At 68.7% G+C, this 15,975-nt stretch carries 15 protein-coding genes; 6 read left to right on the top strand and 9 right to left on the bottom strand.

Annotated elements, in window-relative coordinates; translation table 11 throughout:
- Window positions 1-12: 12 nt before the first annotated feature.
- Window positions 13-1,641 (bottom strand): ATP-binding cassette domain-containing protein, encoded by a 1,629-nt coding sequence (locus tag Q1K09_RS04650; protein WP_300343678.1) that lies wholly within the window; start codon window positions 1,639-1,641, stop codon window positions 13-15.
- Between the two features lie 286 nt (window positions 1,642-1,927).
- Between Q1K09_RS04650 and Q1K09_RS04645 the strand changes: the two genes are divergently transcribed.
- Window positions 1,928-4,009, top strand: coding sequence for an efflux RND transporter permease subunit (locus Q1K09_RS04645; RefSeq protein ID WP_300343677.1), 2,082 nt, complete (start codon window positions 1,928-1,930; stop codon window positions 4,007-4,009).
- A gap of 6 nt (window positions 4,010-4,015) precedes the next feature.
- Here Q1K09_RS04645 and Q1K09_RS04640 read toward each other — a convergent pair whose 3' ends face one another.
- The gene (locus Q1K09_RS04640) at window positions 4,016-4,882 is read right to left on the bottom strand and encodes a GyrI-like domain-containing protein (RefSeq protein ID WP_300343676.1); all 867 of its coding nucleotides are present in this window, start codon (window positions 4,880-4,882) and stop codon (window positions 4,016-4,018) included.
- 311 nt (window positions 4,883-5,193) lie between these two features.
- On the opposite strand from Q1K09_RS04640, the gene Q1K09_RS04635 reads away from it, so the two are divergent.
- The 4 genes from Q1K09_RS04635 (at window position 5,194) to Q1K09_RS04620 (ending at window position 8,493) form a co-directional block, all read left to right on the top strand.
- Window positions 5,194-5,571 (top strand): DUF1801 domain-containing protein, encoded by a 378-nt coding sequence (locus tag Q1K09_RS04635; RefSeq protein WP_300343675.1) that lies wholly within the window; start codon window positions 5,194-5,196, stop codon window positions 5,569-5,571.
- Window positions 5,568-6,161 (top strand): hypothetical protein, encoded by a 594-nt coding sequence (locus Q1K09_RS04630; protein WP_300343673.1) that lies wholly within the window; start codon window positions 5,568-5,570, stop codon window positions 6,159-6,161. Before Q1K09_RS04635 ends, Q1K09_RS04630 begins: the two co-directional genes overlap by 4 nt.
- A gap of 79 nt (window positions 6,162-6,240) precedes the next feature.
- On the top strand, window positions 6,241-7,545 hold the full coding sequence (locus Q1K09_RS04625; protein ID WP_300343671.1) for an AMP-binding protein: 1,305 nt from the start codon (window positions 6,241-6,243) through the stop codon (window positions 7,543-7,545).
- 39 nt (window positions 7,546-7,584) lie between these two features.
- Complete coding sequence (locus Q1K09_RS04620) at window positions 7,585-8,493, top strand: 1,4-dihydroxy-2-naphthoate polyprenyltransferase (protein ID WP_300343669.1); 909 nt, start codon at window positions 7,585-7,587, stop codon at window positions 8,491-8,493.
- Window positions 8,494-8,515: 22 nt separating this feature from the next.
- On the opposite strand, the gene Q1K09_RS04615 is transcribed toward Q1K09_RS04620, so the two are convergent.
- The 7 genes from Q1K09_RS04615 to Q1K09_RS04585 all read right to left on the bottom strand — a co-directional run bounded on the left by Q1K09_RS04615 (window position 8,516) and on the right by Q1K09_RS04585 (window position 14,693).
- The gene (locus tag Q1K09_RS04615; protein WP_300343667.1) at window positions 8,516-9,037 is read right to left on the bottom strand and encodes a PLDc N-terminal domain-containing protein; all 522 of its coding nucleotides are present in this window, start codon (window positions 9,035-9,037) and stop codon (window positions 8,516-8,518) included.
- Between the two features lie 200 nt (window positions 9,038-9,237).
- Complete coding sequence (locus Q1K09_RS04610; RefSeq protein WP_300343665.1) at window positions 9,238-9,573, bottom strand: DUF4229 domain-containing protein; 336 nt, start codon at window positions 9,571-9,573, stop codon at window positions 9,238-9,240.
- A 9-nt stretch (window positions 9,574-9,582) separates the two neighbouring features.
- Window positions 9,583-10,758, bottom strand: a complete 1,176-nt coding sequence (gene ccsB, locus Q1K09_RS04605) for a c-type cytochrome biogenesis protein CcsB (protein WP_300343663.1) — start codon at window positions 10,756-10,758, stop codon at window positions 9,583-9,585.
- Window positions 10,755-12,512: a cytochrome c biogenesis protein ResB gene (locus Q1K09_RS04600; RefSeq protein WP_300343660.1), complete on the bottom strand. Its 1,758-nt coding sequence runs from the start codon at window positions 12,510-12,512 to the stop codon at window positions 10,755-10,757. Before Q1K09_RS04600 ends, ccsB begins: the two co-directional genes overlap by 4 nt.
- Window positions 12,509-13,273, bottom strand: a complete 765-nt coding sequence (locus Q1K09_RS04595; protein WP_300343658.1) for a cytochrome c biogenesis protein CcdA — start codon at window positions 13,271-13,273, stop codon at window positions 12,509-12,511. Before Q1K09_RS04595 ends, Q1K09_RS04600 begins: the two co-directional genes overlap by 4 nt.
- Window positions 13,270-13,968, bottom strand: a complete 699-nt coding sequence (locus Q1K09_RS04590; protein ID WP_300343656.1) for a TlpA disulfide reductase family protein — start codon at window positions 13,966-13,968, stop codon at window positions 13,270-13,272. Before Q1K09_RS04590 ends, Q1K09_RS04595 begins: the two co-directional genes overlap by 4 nt.
- Window positions 13,969-14,030: 62 nt before the next feature.
- Window positions 14,031-14,693: a histidine phosphatase family protein gene (locus tag Q1K09_RS04585; RefSeq protein ID WP_300343654.1), complete on the bottom strand. Its 663-nt coding sequence runs from the start codon at window positions 14,691-14,693 to the stop codon at window positions 14,031-14,033.
- 51 nt (window positions 14,694-14,744) lie between these two features.
- Between Q1K09_RS04585 and Q1K09_RS04580 the strand changes: the two genes are divergently transcribed.
- Window positions 14,745-15,968 carry a hypothetical protein gene (locus Q1K09_RS04580; protein WP_300343652.1) on the top strand — a complete coding sequence of 408 codons (1,224 nt, stop codon included), beginning with the start codon at window positions 14,745-14,747 and terminating at the stop codon, window positions 15,966-15,968.
- Window positions 15,969-15,975 lie beyond the last annotated feature (7 nt).

The raw sequence follows: 15,975 nt of genomic DNA, 5'->3' as shown, positions 1-15,975 counted from the left end.
CAAATCTTTTTGTCACGAGGTGGCATCTCCCAGACGAAGGCGCCGGAATCCCGAGAGGTCCCGGATCATCGCCCGGTCATGGGTGGCGACGACGACGGCGGCCTCGGTGCGGATCAGCGCCTCGGTGAGCTCATCGACCAGCTGCATCGCCAGGTGGTTGCTCGGCTCATCCAGCAGCAGCACATGAGGGAGCTCCGCAAGCCGCAGGGCTAACTCCAGGCGGCGCTGCTGCCCCTGGGAGAGCGCCGAGACGGCGGTGTTCTGCGCCTGCTCGTCCAGCAGACCGAACCCATCCAGGGAGCACGCCTGCTGCGGGCGGATCCGGCGGGTGCTCACCAGCCGCCTAGTGTGGGCTTCAAAGATCTCCCGCGCGGTGCGCTGAGAATCCCATGGCGGGTTCTCCTGCCCCACCAGGGAGATTCGAGCGTCCTGCCGGTGCCGCACGTGACCGGTGCCGGGCGCCAAGGTGCCGGCCATCAGGTGCAGCAGAGTGGACTTGCCGGTCCCATTGGGCCCGGTGACCAGCAGCTTGTCCCCGCCGCGCAGCTGAAGACTGACTGGCCTGGAGAGTCTCGGCGGCAGGGAAACGTTCTCCACTGAGAGGTAGACAGCTGTGGGTTTGGAGTGCAGCGTGGGCATCTGCAGCGTCATCGGAGGTTTCGGCACGGTGATGTGGTGCTCCCCGAGGGCTTGCGCCTGCCGCTTGACCTGCTGCACCACCGATGGGGCTCGGGATTGGCGCTGATGCTTTCCGGTGCCCTTGTCAGGCCGCCATCCTGTGGAGAGCCGGTTCTGGGCGGCCGAGAGCGCATCCTGCAGCCGCGTCCGTTCGGCCGTCTGCCGCTGGTACTCCTGCTCCCAGGCCTCCCACTCCTTTCGCCGTCCCTCGATCCAGCCCTGGTATCCCCCGCCGTAGAGCCGCGGGGCGCCGTCGTGTGTGGGGTCCAGGTCCAGGAAATGGTCGGCCACATCGGCCAGCAGCTGCCGGTCATGGCTGACCAGCGCCACGCCTCCGGGGTGGGCCCGGATCTTCTCGGTGAGGAAGGTCAGGCCGGAGGTGTCCAGGTGGTTGGTGGGCTCGTCCAGCAGCTGCAGCTCCTGGGGCGCACCGAGCAGGCATGCCAGGCGCACACGGTACCGCTGTCCCACCGAGAGCTCGGTCAGCAGTCTGTTCCGGTCGGTGCAGGCGCTCAGGGCTTCCAGCGCGACGTCCACGCGCCGGTCCGCGTCCCAGGCGTCCAGCAGTTCGGCGGTCTGCAGCGCGGCGGCATAGCGGTCGGCGTGCCTCGCGGGGTCTTCTGCCAGGGCTGCCGCGGCGGCGTCGAGCTCCTCCACCGCGCGGCGGGAGGGCTCCAGGGCGCGCTCCAGGAGGGTGCCGACGGTGTCGCCGGCGTCGAACTCCAGGGCCTGCTCGGCGATGCCGGCCTCTCCGTGGAGGGTGATGCTGCCGGCGTCGGGGATCACCCGCCCCAGCAGGGTGTGCAGCAGGGTGGTTTTTCCCCGTCCGTTCTCCCCCACGATGGCCAGCCGGGAGCCTGCGCTGAGGGTCAGGGACAGATGCGTGAAGAGGCTGCGGCCGCCGCGGGCAACGGTGAGGTTCTCGGCGGCCAGGTGGAAGGGGCGCAGTCGAAGTGCAGACACAGGTGTGCTCCGTCTTATCGGTGATGTGCACCGGGCAGGCGGAGGCGTCCACGGGCTGTGGCTCAGATCAGAGAGTGAGGGTGCCGCCCGGCAGGGTCAGAGTGACCGTGCGACGGCGAGCAGGTGCTGCGAGAAGGTGCGGGAACGCTGCGCGCCGTCAGAGGACGGGGCGCAGGCGACGCGAGGGCATGCAGAAGTTCATCTCTTCGAGAATATCAGCCTGGGTGTATGCTGGCACTCCGCGCTATGGCTGAAGAGTCCGGCACCACCGGAAGGATCCTCGCAGGTGAAGACCTCCGCTGCACGTCTGGCGGTTCCCGCCCTCCTGGTTCTTGTCTGGTTGGCCTGGAGTTCCTGGGGCGGCCAGACCTTCGGCCAGATCTCAGAGGTCACCACCAACGATCAGGCCGACTTCCTTCCCATCGATTCAGAGTCCACCCGGGCGCTGGAGCTGCGGGAACGGTTCGCCGAGAGCGACGCCGTCCCCGCCACAGTGGTTGCCGCCTCTTCCGACGGGGCTGCACTCACAGCCGGGGAGCAGGAGGAGGCCGAAGCTCTTGGGGCGGAGATCTCCGCACTGGCCGGTGTGGAGCAGGTAGTTCCGCCTCAGCACTCCGAAGACGGAAGCGCTCTGCAGATGCTGGTGCTGCTCAACGCCAGCGCCAGCGAGGACGGCACTCTTGACCAGCTGCGCACCGTGGTGGCCGACGGCCTGAAGGATGAGTCCTGGGACGCCGCCGTAACAGGCCCGGCCGCCCTGTCCGGGGATTTCGCCGAGGCTTTCGCCGGCATTGACGGAATCCTGCTGCTGGTGGCTGTCGTCGCAGTCTTCCTCATTCTGGTCGTCGTCTACCGCTCCGTGCTGCTCCCGGTGCTGGTGCTGCTCTCGGCCGTAGGAGCTCTCAGCACGGCGATCACCGTCATATGGGCCATGGCGCAGCGGGGGTGGATCACTCTGGACGGTCAGATCCAGGGGATCCTCTCGATCCTGGTCATCGGCGCCGCCACGGACTACTCCCTGCTGCTGGTAGCCCGCTATCGCGAGGAGCTCGCCCGCACGGAGAGCCACTATGCCGCGCTGTGGACGGCGGTGCGCCGTTCGACCCCGCCGGTGCTCGCCTCCGGAGGCACAGTTGCTGCGGCGATGCTGTGCCTGCTGCTCTCCGACCTGGACTCAAACCGGGCTCTGGGGCCGGTGGTCAGCGCCGGCATCGTCTTCTCCATGCTGGCCACCCTGACCTTCCTGCCCGCCCTGCTCGCGCTGCTCGGCCGGCCCGCCTTCTGGCCGAAGGTCCCGCACCTCGCCGCGGACACCTCAGCCTCGCAGTTCCGCCTCTGGCGCAGGGTCGCGCATGTGGTGCGGCGGCGCCCGCGCACGGTCTGGCTGGCGGTGACGCTGCTGCTGGTGGCCGCTGCCGCGGGCGTGACGCAGCTGAAGGCCCATGGCGTCCCGCAGACCGAGCTCGTGCTGACTGAGACTGAGACTCAGCGGGGCCAGGATCTGCTGGAGGAGCACTTCGAGGCCGGCACCGGATCGCCGACCACCGTGTTCGTCGACGCTGCGGAGGCCGAGACGGCTCTGGCGCTGGTGAGTGAGGCCGACGGCGTGGCCAGCGCCCACCTTGTGGGTGAGGACTCGGCTCCGGCCTCGGATGCCGAAGCCGCCCGTAAAGTGGACGGCTGGGCGCAGATTTCGGCCACCTTGTCCCACCCGGGCGACTCGTTGGAGGCTGAGGACACCGTCCGGGAGCTGCGCACTGAGCTGGACGCCGTTCCGGGCGAATCCCTGGTGGGCGGGACCACGGCGACCCAGCTGGACACCAACGAGACCGCCCAGCGCGATCTGAGGGTGATCATTCCGCTGGTGCTGCTGTCGATCACCGCGATCCTGGTGCTGCTGCTGCGCTCGCTGGTCACGCCCCTCATTCTGGTGGCCACCACAGTGCTGTCCTACGTTGCCGCCCTGGGCATCTCCGCGCTGGTGTTCAACCACGTTTTTCGTTTCCCGGGGGCAGATCCGTCGGTGCCGCTCTACAGCTTCATGTTTCTGGTTGCCCTCGGGGTGGACTACAACATCTTCCTGATGACACGTGCGCGGGAGGAGGCGCCGGAGCACGGCGCGGCAGAGGGCACTTTGCGGTCGCTTGTTGTCACAGGCGGCGTCATCACCTCCGCCGGCGTGGTCCTGGCCGCGACCTTCGCAGCGTTGGCGGTGCTGCCGGTGATGTTCATGGTGCAGCTTGCCTTCCTGGTGGCGGTCGGCATTCTGATAGACACCTTCGTAGTGCGGACCCTCCAGGTTCCCGCTCTGTGTGCGGACCTCGGCCGTCGCATCTGGTGGCCCTCCCGCCTCAGCCGGGCGTCGTGACCGCAGTCAGCCTTCGTGCTCCACCGGCATCCAGATCTCGCAGTGGGCCTCATCCCCGGTGAAGCTGAGGTAGCGCACGATGCTCGGGCCGGGGCGCAGGCGCCACGGGTTAGAGGGGAACCAATCGGTGGCGGTGGCGGCCATCAGCCTCTGCAGCGTCTCCGGGTGGGGCCCCTGCGAGGCGAACACGGCCCAGGAGCCGGGCTCGACGGTGCTCGAGTCCAGGTCCTGGGGAACGTCCGTGCCGGAGCTGAGCGCGACGCCGTGCAGATACGTCAGCAGGGAGCCTTCGGGGGCGTCGGGCTCCAGCCCGTGGCTGACCGAAAGTATCCCGGACGGTTCGGCGTCGTTGATCTCCTTCAGCCGGAGGTTCTGCTCCGCGGAGATGGATTCGACGTGCTCTTGGATATGCGCGTTCACTCCCTCATAGATCAGCGGCACCTCCGCGGCATAGCCTGCCAGGACAAGCTCGGGCTTCTCAGTGATGGTGACGTCCATCGGAACATTCCCTTCTACGCTCAGGCGGAACCGGAGCGTGGATTGTGTGCGGAGAGGACCGCCGTCGCGCCGCACCTCAGCGGGCCTGGCCCCGTGCACCGAGCGGAACGCCCGGCCGAAGGCCTCGGCCGAGCCGTAGCCGTACTTCACGGCGACCTCCAGCAGGCCGGCCTCGCCGCGAGTGAGGTCGGCAGCGGCCAGCGTCATACGACGGCGGCGCACGTACTCTGAGAGCGGCATCCCGGCCAGTGCTGAGAACATCCGGCGCAGGTGGTACTCGGTGGTGCCGTGCTGCCTGGCGAAGCGTTCCCAGTCGATCTCACCGGTGAGCTGATGCTCCACGGTCTCGACCAGCGCATTGAGTGTGCGGATCATGCGGTCCTCCTGACGCCTTCTATCCTCGGAGCTGGGGAGCACCTGCTGCCCGATAATCCGGGACGCCTTTGATCAGCCTACGGCCGGGCGGGCCCAGCGGACTTCCCCGGACCCCTGCTGATAATCTGTGGCCCAGCACGTTGATGTGCTCTCGCGCAGTCGATGACGAAGTGCTCGTCTGACACATCCGCGGAGAGGACCGGCACAGGCCGGGACACGTCCGCGATGGAGATTGCGCAGCTGGCCCCTGCCCCCCAGGGGCTGACTGTGTTGACAATGCCGCGGATGCGGCGCGAGAGAAAGGTTCCATCATGTCCCCCGCTCGTACGGACAAGACCACCAAAGACCTCCAGGCCGTGGTGGAGAAGATCCAATCCATGCCGGAGCCCTATGCGGAAATCGGGGCCCGCCTGCACGAGACGATCCTTGCCGCCGGCCCGAAGCTCAAACCGCGGCTGTGGTACGGGATGCCCGGCTACGCCACCAGCCGCAGCGCACCAGATCTGGTGTTCTTCCGGCTCGACGACGGCGTGATGACGCTGGGCCTGTCGGAGAAGGCCACTGTGGACCGGGAAGCCGGCAGCACCCTGCGGCCCTGCGCCTGGTACCTCGAGGAGCTCGACGACGCCACCGAGGAGAAGGTCGCCGAACTGGTTCGCACCGCTTTCGGGAGCAGAACCGGCCGGTGACGTTCCTCGCGCCAGCAGACCCCTCAGCGGCGGACTGGATCCTGCGCGCAGAGGTGCACTGGTGGCGGCTGGTCACCCTGGGGCCGCCGGGATTCTCGGCCTACGCGCGGCTGCGGTACATCCCCGATCCGGACTATCCGGGCCAGAGCGAGAACTCCGTGTCCCGACCGCCTGACCGGCCCGAGGACACTGAACAGCTCAGCACCGCAGCCGGCGTCCTCGCCGCCCACACGCGAACGCCCGGGCAGGCCTACGCCCTGTTCTGGGACGGTTGGGGCAGCACCGAGTGGACAGCCCACCTCGCGCCGCACCTCAGCGCTGCGCCTCTGCCGGGCGGGGAGCGTGAGTACTTCCTGGCCGCAGTCAGTCTGGAGGAGCTCTGCCGCGAGCTGGCCGCACCCGGCTCCTGGCAGATGCCGCCGCCGTCGTTCCTCTGGCCCGCTGACCGTGCCTGGTGCATCACATCCGACGTCGACCCGCACTGGGCCGGCATCGCAGCCACCCACGCCGGGATCCGCGCCCTGGCGGAGCACCCTGTGCTGGACGTCGTCGAGACCTCGTTCAATGCTGACCAGCCGTTCTACCACTGAGCTGGTTCAGGTTGGCTATGCTGGCTCTGCACCTGAACCCAGAACCGGCCGAATCCCCTACCCTGAACAGCTCGCACAGATGCCCTACTCTCCTGGCCCCCAGTCCGCCTCCGAGCCCGAGCCAGACGGCGTCGCAGACGCTGAGGACCACGGAAGCAGGTGGATCACTCAGGCCCTGGAAGCGCTGGAGGCCGCCCGGCGGGGCAGGACGGCGCCTCTAGAGTTCCTGCCGGCTGAGGCCGGGCGTCCGCCGCGCTGGGTGGAGCGGCCCGAGGCCGGGGTGGCCGACGATGTCACCGCGGTGGTGCGCACCTCAGGCTCTACCGGCACTCCGAAACAGACCCTGCTGACGTGGGAGGCTCTGGAAGCCTCCGCCCAGATGACCGCGGAGGCCCTCGGCGGGCACGGCCAGTGGCTGCTGGCGCTGCAGCCCAGCTATGTGGCCGGCCTGGCGGTGCTGACCCGCAGCCTGGTGGCCGGCACCGAACCGGTGCCGCTGCTGGAGACCACCACCGATCCGGCCGCCTTCACCGCAGCTGCCTCCCGCCTCACTGCCGCCCGGCGCTATGTGTCCCTGGTGCCGGCTCAGCTGCAGCAGCTGGTGGAGCACGCGGAGGCGGGCCACGAGCACTCGGCTGATCTGCTGGCGGCGCTGCAGCGCTTCGACGCCATCCTGCTCGGCGGAGGCCCGACGCGTCAGGAGCTGTTCCAGCGTGCACACGATCTTCAGCTGCAGGTGATCCGCACCTACGGGATGAGCGAGACCTGCGGCGGCTGCGTCTACGACGGCTACCCCCTTCCTGGGGTGAGCATCTCCCTGGGCACTCACGGCCGGGTGCTGCTCTCCGGCCCGATGGTGGCGCTGGGATACCTCCACGATGACGAGCTGACAGCTGCGAAGTTCGACACCGATCCGGCCACCGGGCAGCGCCGCTTCCGCACCGATGACCTGGGCGAGCTGAGCACGGTCAGCGCCGACGACGTCGAGACCCTGGCTCTGGTCGCCGGGGCCGGGCATCAGGCGCAGATCGTTCCGCAGCTCAGCGTCACCGGGCGGGCTGATGATGTGATCATCACCGGCGGTGTGAAAGTCTCCGCTGACCAGGTGCGCCGAGCCGTAGAGTCCCATCCGCGGGTGCGTGAGGCCTTCGTCGCCGGAGTGGAGGACCCCCGCTGGGGGCAGCGGGTCTCAGCCGCCGTCGTGCTCTCCAGCACCTCCAAAGATGGCAGCACCTTTGAGGAGATCGATGAGCTGGTGCGCCGGGAATTGGGCGCGGCGGCCGTGCCGAAGCATTACGAACTGCTGGGCGCCCTTCCGCTGCTGCCCAACGGCAAGCCGGATCGGCAGGAGCTGACCCGGCTTCTGGAGAGCGGTCAGCGATGAGCGCGCCACTGACACCTATGAGGGGATATTCCAACTGAGATGGCAACACTGAGCGACTGGGCCGCCGGGGCGCGGCCGCGCACCCTGCCGATGGCGGTAGCACCGGTGGTCATCGGCGCCGCAGCGGCCTTCAGCCACACCGGCAGCCTGAGTCTGCTGCAGACGGTGGTGGCCGCGCTGGCGCTGGTGGTGGCGCTGGCCCTGCAGGTGGGGGTCAACTACGCCAATGACTACTCCGACGGCGTGCGCGGCACCGACGATGCCCGGGTGGGGCCGATGCGCCTGACCGCCACCGGCACTGCGGCCCCGCAGCAGGTCAAAGGCGCCGCGGTCATCAGTTTCGCGGTGGCCGCGGCGGCCGGTGCGGCCATTGTGCTGATCATCGGCGCCTGGTGGATGCTTGCGGTGGGGGTGCTGTGCATCCTGGCGGCCTGGTGGTACACCGGCGGGTCCAGGCCCTATGGCTACCTGGGCCTGGGCGAGGTGATGGTGTTCGTCTTCTTCGGGCTGGTCGCCACCCTCGGCACCGCCTACGCGGCGGTCCAGGCCTCCGCGGAGCCGGTGAGCCTCCCTGCTGCCGAAGCTCTGGTGGGGGCCGTCAGTCACGGACTGATCGCCAGCGGACTGCTGATGGTCAACAATATTCGAGATATCCCCACTGACGCTCAGGCCGGCAAACGGACGCTGGCGGTGCGGCTGGGCGAGGGCCCGGCGCGCTGGGGCTATGCGGCGATGCTAGGGGTGGCGGTGCTGCTGCCGCTGGCGCTGCTGCCGACCAGCTGGTGGTACCTGCTGGTGGTTCTCTCCTGGGTGGTGTGCGTCGGTCCGATTCGCATTACGCTGGTCCGCCGCGCCACCGGCGGCGCGCTGATTCCGGTGCTGCAGCAGACCTCGGTGGTGGGGCTGGTGTTCGCCGCAACGTATTCGGCGGCCATGCTGCTCAGCTGAGACTGGTAGGCCGCGGGCGGGATCAGCTGGGGGATTCGCCGCCGTCGTCGTCGGTGCGGGCCCGGCGGTCTCGGGGGTCGGTCCCGTTGCTGGAGTCTGTCCCCTCGGTATCTGCGTCACTTCCGGGGGCGGCGCCATTGGCGGAGTCCTTGCCGCCTGCGGGATCCGCCTTCCCCGGCTGTCCGCCGGTGGTTCCCTGCGGCCCGCCGGATCCGCGCTTTCTGCGCTGCTCCTCGGCCCGCTTGCGGGCCTCCTCCTCGCGCCGCTGCTGCTGGCGGCGCTCAACCTCGACCCGGCGCAGGAATTCGGGATCGTCATCGGGAGCGGCAGGACCCCGCCGCTGCGGTGCAGCCGAGCGCCCTCGTGCCTTTCCGAACGCCAGCCACAGGCCGGGTCCCAGCAGCGGCAGCAGCAGGATGATGAACACCCATGCCGCCTTCGGCAGCACGCGCACCTGGTGCCGCGGGGTCTGCAGGCATTCGACCATGCAGTAGATGAGCAGGGCCAGCGCCACCACTGCCAGACCGATGAAGATGCGTACCATGCTTCCAGCCTACCGGGCCGGGCCGCCGTTCAACGTGTCGAGAAGGCCGAAACCCCCGGTCACAACGGGCCAGTTTGGGCCTTTCCGACACGTGATGCGGGGCGGGGCGGGAACCAGCCGCGGGCGGGGCGGGATCAGCCGGGGATAGCAGCCGGGGCAGGGCTGGGTCAGCCGCGGGCGGCAGGCCGGGTGGGACGGGATCAGCCGCGGGCGGCAGGCGGATCGGCCTCGGGGCCCTGGTGAGGATCCCGGGCGGGGTCGGTCTGCTGGTGGTAGCGCTCGGCGATCTCATCCTCGGCGGCGTTGTCATCGGCCTCGGAGGCGCTGTACCGACGCCGGCCCAACCAGCCGGCCAGCTGCTGGCCGGCGGCTACCCGCAGCCGGTTGAAGAACAGATAGGCCACAGCCCAGGAGACCAGCAGGCCCACCAGCAGGGCGAAGAGCAGCGTGAAGCGCCCCAGATCCAGGTAGAGACAGCCGAAGAAGACCGCGGCGAAGACGCCCAGGCGCAGCAGAGAGTATTTCAGCACAGCCATGTTCGTCTCCTACTCGGGCAGTCCGGCGTAGGAGTGCAGACCGGGGAAGAAGACGTTGACCACCGCATAGTTGATGATGATGCATCCGAACCCGATGATCGACAGCCAGGCGGCTCGATTTCCCGTCCAGCCGCGGGTGGCCCGGGCGTGCAGATACCCGGCGTAGACCACCCAGATCACGAAGGTCCACACCTCTTTCGGATCCCAGCCCCAGTACCGGCCCCAGGACTGCTGGGCCCAGATGGCGCCGGTGATCAGCGGCCCGACCGTCCAGAACACGAAGGCCACTGCGTTGAGCCGGTAGGCCCACGACTCCAGGGAGAAGGCCTGCGGCACCAGGCGCATGAACTGCCAGCGCGCCACTGTACGCTCGAACCGGCCCTCACCCCCGGCAGACTCCAGCGCCTTCTCACGCCGGGACTGGACCAGCTGCAGGACGTTCATCGCGAAGGTCAGTGTGAACAGCGAGATCGCCAGCACCGCCAGAGAGACGTGGATGGCGATCCAGGGGCTCTGCAGAGCAGGCTGGACGTGGCCCACCGGAGTGGGGAAACCGATAGTGGCGGCCACCATCATGGTCACCACCAGGCCGAGCACAAAGATCCCCAGGAATCGCAGATCCCGCCGCAGCAGAGCAGCCAGGTAGACCACGGTCACCACCAGGGCGGCGCCGACCAGGAACTCATACATATTGCCCAGCGGCCACCGGGAGGCGGCCAGGCCGCGGGCGACGACGGCGAAGGCGTGGCCGGCTGCCCCCACCGCGGTCAGGGCGATGGCCACATTGGCGAACGGGCGCCGTGTGCCCAGATAGGCCATATCCGCATCCACCAGCTCCGGCTCGGCTGCCGCGGAGCCGGCTGAGGTGCCCTCCGGCCGGTCTGCGGCGCCCGGGGCACCGGTGCCGGAGCCGCTGGTCGCAGGCGAGGCGGACGCCTCGGAGGCAGCCGCACCAGATGAGGCGGTGCCGGCTGCTGCACCGACCCGTTCCCGGGAGGAGGACTGCTCAGCTGCCAGCTCAGCCTCCACCCGGCGGATCGTCGCCGAGCTGCGGGCGGTGTCCACAGTGAACAGGATGAACGCCAGGGTGTAGAGGCAGGCGCTGATCAGTGTGAACAGCTCAGAGTATTCGGCCAGCTGCACATTGATGCTGGGCAGCTGGACGGTCAGCACGGGAATGGTCATGACTCGGTGTTCTCCTCGGGGGCGCGGACTGGCCAGGCCTTCTCAAACTCGGAGCGCAGGGCGATGTTCTCCTCCCGCAGGCTGAAATCCTCGCCGCGGGACAGCAGCCCGTAGCGCACCAGTGTACGCCCGGCGTCGGTTCTCTCCACGGTCACCCATGCCCGCCGGCGCCGCGTGAACAGGCTGGTCACCAGTCCTGCGGTGGCGGTCAGGGCGCAGATCAGCACGGCCGTCTCACCCGGGTTGTAGGTGATGTCGATGGCGATGTAGTCCTGCACTCCCTCGAACTCGATGGAGCCGAGTCCGTTGGGCAGCTCCTGCGTATCGCCCGGGCTCAGCACGATTCCGCCGGCGTCCGTCTCCCGGGAGTTGAGCACCTCCAGGTCCTCTGTCTCCAGGACGTAGACGTTCTGCGGAGTGCCGTCATCGAGTCCGAGGTCGCCGTAGTAGGAGTTCAGGTGCAGCTGCGGGTTGTGCAGCTCGGGGTCCACTGAGACGGCCATGCCGTCGCCGGTGTCATGGGCTGTGGGGAGAAACAGGCCCACGAAGCCCAGCTGCTCGGGCTGAGCGTCGGGAACCTTGAGGACCATCATGGAGGAGTAGGTGCCGTCGTCGGGCCGGGTGATCACCGGACCGGAGAACGCCACCTCCCCCTCGCCGTCGCGCACAGTCACCACTGGCGCGTAGCCGTTGCCCGGAAGGTAGACGTTCGCCCCGCCCAGGGACAAGGGGTGGTTCACCCGCAGCTGCCTCTGCTCCGGCTCGTCCCCGGGGCCCTCCTGGACCGTGACGTCGGCGGCGAAGTCCAGCGCCTGGCCGTAGTGGGGGCCCGGCTCGCCGTCGACCAGTTCCCGGTCGAACGCCCGCTCGAATCCGTCGAGCCGGATCATGAAGGGCTCCAACTGGTCCTCGCTGAACCAGGTGCCCGGGTAGAAGTTGTCATAGGCGACCAGCGCGTTGACGAAGCCTTCGTCCTCCACAATGATCTTCTGCCCCCGGTAGCTGAACATCGCGCCCAACGCCACGAAGATCAGCACTCCCACCAGAGAGACGTGGAAGAGGATATTGCCGACTTCCTTCAGATAGCCCTTCTCCGCGCCCACCGAGCCGGAGGTGACCTCACCGGCCTCATTGCGCTGGGGCCGGGTCTCCACCCGGTAGCGGCGCTTGCGCAGAATGCGGGCCGCATCCTCCAGCGCCTGCTCAGGGGTGGGGCCGGGGCGGCTGGACTCGGCAGCGTCCTCGCCGTCGGGATGGTTCAGCTCCACGGCCCCGTATTCAGGCAGCCGCTCCAGCCGGCGGGGGGTGCGCGGCGGGGCCGATCGCATCTGCTGCCAGTGCTTGCGGGCGCGCGGGATGATGCAGCCGATCAGCGAGATGAACAGCAGCAGATAGATCGCCGAGAACCACACTGAGGAGTAGACGTCGAACATCTGCAGGGCGTCCAGCACCGGCCCGAGCGTGGGATTGTCGTCAATCCAGGCCTGCACCGCGAAGGAGTCCTGGACCCGCTGCGGGAAGACAGAGCCGGGCACCGCCGCCACCGCCAGCAGCAGAAGAAGCATCAGCGCAGTGCGCATCGAGGTCAGCTGCGTCCAGGCCCAGCGCAGCATTCCCGCGAAGCCCAGCGCAGGGACGGCCGCCTGGCGCGGCTCGCGGGCATCGGCGTCGGAAGCGGAGGAGCCGGTGCCCTGGGCTGCGTGCAGAGCGTCCTCCCGGGCGTTGTCCCGGTGGGCGGAGGGCTCGGTGCTCATATGGGCATCACCACCTCATTGGCGAACCAGTCCTGCAGGGCATAGACCCATGTGTTCCAGATGCCGGTGACCATCAGCAGGCCCACCACGATCAGCACGGCGCCCCCGGTGCGCATCACTGCGGCCTTGTGCCGGGTGAAGAACGCCATGGCCCGCATGCCGCGCTGCAGGCCGAGGCTGATCAGGATGAACGGCAGACCCAGACCCAGGCAGTAGATGAACACCAGCAGCGCCCCGCGGCCGGGTTCGGCGCCGTAGACCAAGGCCAGCACCGCTGCCAGGGTGGGGCCGATGCAGGGGGCCCAGCCGATGCCGAAGGTGGCCCCCAGGATGGGCGCGCCCAGCAGTCCGTCGGGGGGACGGCGGCGGATCTTGGCCTCACGCTGGAAGAGGCTGAAGGCACCCATGAAGACCAGGCCCATGAGCACGACGACGGCTCCCAGCACCTGGGTGACCCAGCCGCCTTCGAACCGCAGCCAGGCTGTGGCGTAGGTGAACACCGCTCCGATGAGCACGAACACCACGCTGAACCCCAGGACGAACAGGGTGGCGCCGAGCACCATGCGGGATTTTGCGCGCTGGTGCAGCTCCACTCCGGAGAGTCCGGTGACGTAGCCCAGATAGCCCGGCACCAGCGGCAGCACACAGGGCGAGAGGAAGGAGACCAGCCCGGCCAGAAGCGCCACCGGAGCGGCCAGCAGCAGTCCGCCGTCGAAGATGATCTCAGCGAACGGATTGTTCGCCGTCAGTGCCGGCGTCATGCCTCAGGCGCCGCGCTGCCGGTGTGCAGCCGGTGGTCTGCGGCCGCGTCCTGCCCGGAGGCCTGCCGGCTCGAGTCCCCGGCGTCGTCGTCCTCCTCCAGGGCGGTCGTGACCAGTGCCCGCAGGGTGCCCGGCTCGATCATGCCGACGATCTTCGCCGCCACGCGGCCCTGGGTGTCCAGCACCAGCGTCGTTGGCACCGCGGAAGGGTGGACGTAGTCGGTCATGGCCATCAGCACCTGGCCGCTGCGGTCCTCCATAGAGGGGTAGGTGACCCCGAAGTTCCGCTCGAAGGCTTCGGCAGTGGCCTGGGTATCACGGGTGTTCACGCCGTAGAACTGCACACCTTCGGGCTGGAACTCCTCGTAGAGGGCCTGCAGATCCGGAGCCTCTTTGCGGCACGGGGCGCAGCCGGCGTACCAGAAGTTGATGACGGTGACCTGGCCGGTGAACGTCTCGGCGTTCACCTCGGTGCCGTCGAAGAGGGTGGACTCCACTGCCACCGGTTCGCCGCGGTTCTCCGGGGCGATCTCCTCCACGGAACCGTCGCCGGCCACATAGTTGGAGCCGTCATTGGAGGCCCGCTGCGCCAGCTCATCCGAGGAGCCTCCGCAGCCGGTGAGCGCCAGGGCAGCCACCAGCAGGGCCGCGCCGGCGGCGCGGACCCGGGTGCCGCAGTGCTGGAGAAGAGTCATAAGTCTCCCAAATTCTACAGCGTGTAGAACGAGTGCGCGAAGGCGCCGTCGCACCTGCGGGCTCAGGCCCCTGGGAGCGCCAGCGCCTGCTGGGAGAGGTGCTTGTTCGGCTCGGCGTAGCTGACCGACTCCACTCCCTCAGGGCCGATGTGCAGGGTGGTCACGGATGTCAGTGTGCATTCGCGCTGCCGGGGGTCGTGCCACAGCGGCCGTTGCTCGGCCCACAGGCGGGTGACCCAGATCGGCAGCTGGTGAGAGACCACCACTGCCTCGGCCCCGTCGCCGTATTCGGCCAATGCGCGGTCCGAAAGGTCCTTCACAGCCGCCAGCACCCGTTCCACCTGACGCTTATACGGCTCCCCCCAGGAGGGCCGGAACGGGTTGAGCAGCAGCGGCCAGTAGCGGGGGCGGCGCAGGTGGTGCTTGACATCGGAGAGACCCTCGAACGCGTTCTCGGCCTCCAGGACCCGCTCGTCGATGGTCACCGGCAGACCCAGCCGCGCGGCGAGCGGCGCGATGGTCTCCTGCGCCCGCTGCAGCGGGGACGACGCCAGCAGATGAACCGGGTGGCCGTTCTCAGCGCGTTGGACGAAGTGCTCGGCGATCCCTTCAGCCATCTGCCGGCCGAGCTCGGAAAGACCGAAGCCGGACAGGCGGCCGTAGAGCACGCGGTCTGGATTGTGCACTTCGCCGTGGCGGACCAGGTGTACAGCAGTGGAAGGCATGGCCCCTAGTCTCTCAGCTTCCTGGGTATCCTTCAGGCTGAAGTCGATACAGTGGCACTGGACGCCGCGCGGGAGTGCGGCGCCTGGCCGGAGGCCGCAGGAGCCGCATGGCATCTGCTGCGGCGGGAGAAGCAACGAGACGACGACGCCGACACGACGGGGAGCGGAGAGTTCATGAGCACTGAATCGGGCGGGAACCGCCCCGACGACGCCGACCGGTCCCGCGGCCAGGACCCGCGGCCGGAGCCCCGCTACGGGCGCTATGCCTCCGAGCGGTCAGATTCCGAGGGCGATCAGCAGCAGAGCCGTCAGCAGCAGAGCCCGGAGACCCCGCCGTCAGGCAGCGGGTCTTCGGAGCAGGCGGCGGACCAGTCACCGCAGAATGCCCCGTGGGGTCAGCCCACCTGGGGACCGTCCGGGACCACCGGTCCCGGCAGCCGGCCCGTCTGGGATCAGAGCCCCTACGCTCAGGAGCCCTACGGGCAGAATCCGTATGGGGAGAATCCCTATGGGGAGACCCCCTACGGCACCAACCAGCAGCAGAGCCCCTACGGCCAGAACCCTTACGGCCAGCCCTCACCGGCTGACCAGCCCGGCTACGGCGTTCCCGGCGGATACCCCGGCGGACCGGGCGCCTGGGGCGGGTATCCCGGCGGACCCGGCGCTGAACGCCCCAAAATGCCGGGCACCGTGCAGGGGGCGCGCTGGCTGATGCTCATTGCCGGCGTGCTGGCCCTGGTATGGGGAGTGCTGGCCACCACCCAGGCCGCCCCGGTGCTGGAGGAAGTCCTCAGCGACGAGCAGTTCCAGCAGATGATGGAGCAGGATCTGGAGCGCCAGATCGAACAGACTGATGACCCTGAGCTGCGTGCTGAGCTGGAGAATATGGACCCGCAGGAGATGCGGGAGATGATGACCCAGGCCTCCCAGATGGTGCTGGCCATCTTCGCCGTGGGCTGGGGAGTCTTCCTCCTGGGCGTCTACCTGCTGCTGGCCTTCTTGGGCACCATGTTCAACGCGGCCCGGGTCCTGGCCACTATCTGGGGCGCGCTGAGCCTGACCATGTTCGTCCTGGGATTCGGCATCGGCTCGCTTTACATGGTGATCAGCGGGGTGGTGGCCGCCAGCATCGGGGCGGTGATCCTGCTGTGGCTGCCGGCCTCCAGCGACTACCTCCGTCAGCGGCGGGCCTATAAGGAAGCGCTGAAGCGTCCGTCGCCGCCGCCCTACGGGCAGCCCGGCCTCACCAGCCCGTACGGCGGACCGGGAGCCTGAGCGCCGC

The sequence above is a fragment of the Nesterenkonia sp. genome (assembly GCF_029265375.1).
Lineage (GTDB): Bacteria > Actinomycetota > Actinomycetes > Actinomycetales > Micrococcaceae > Nesterenkonia.
Note: the sequence above shows the minus strand (reverse complement) of the source record. Positions and strands in the feature narration are given on the sequence as shown.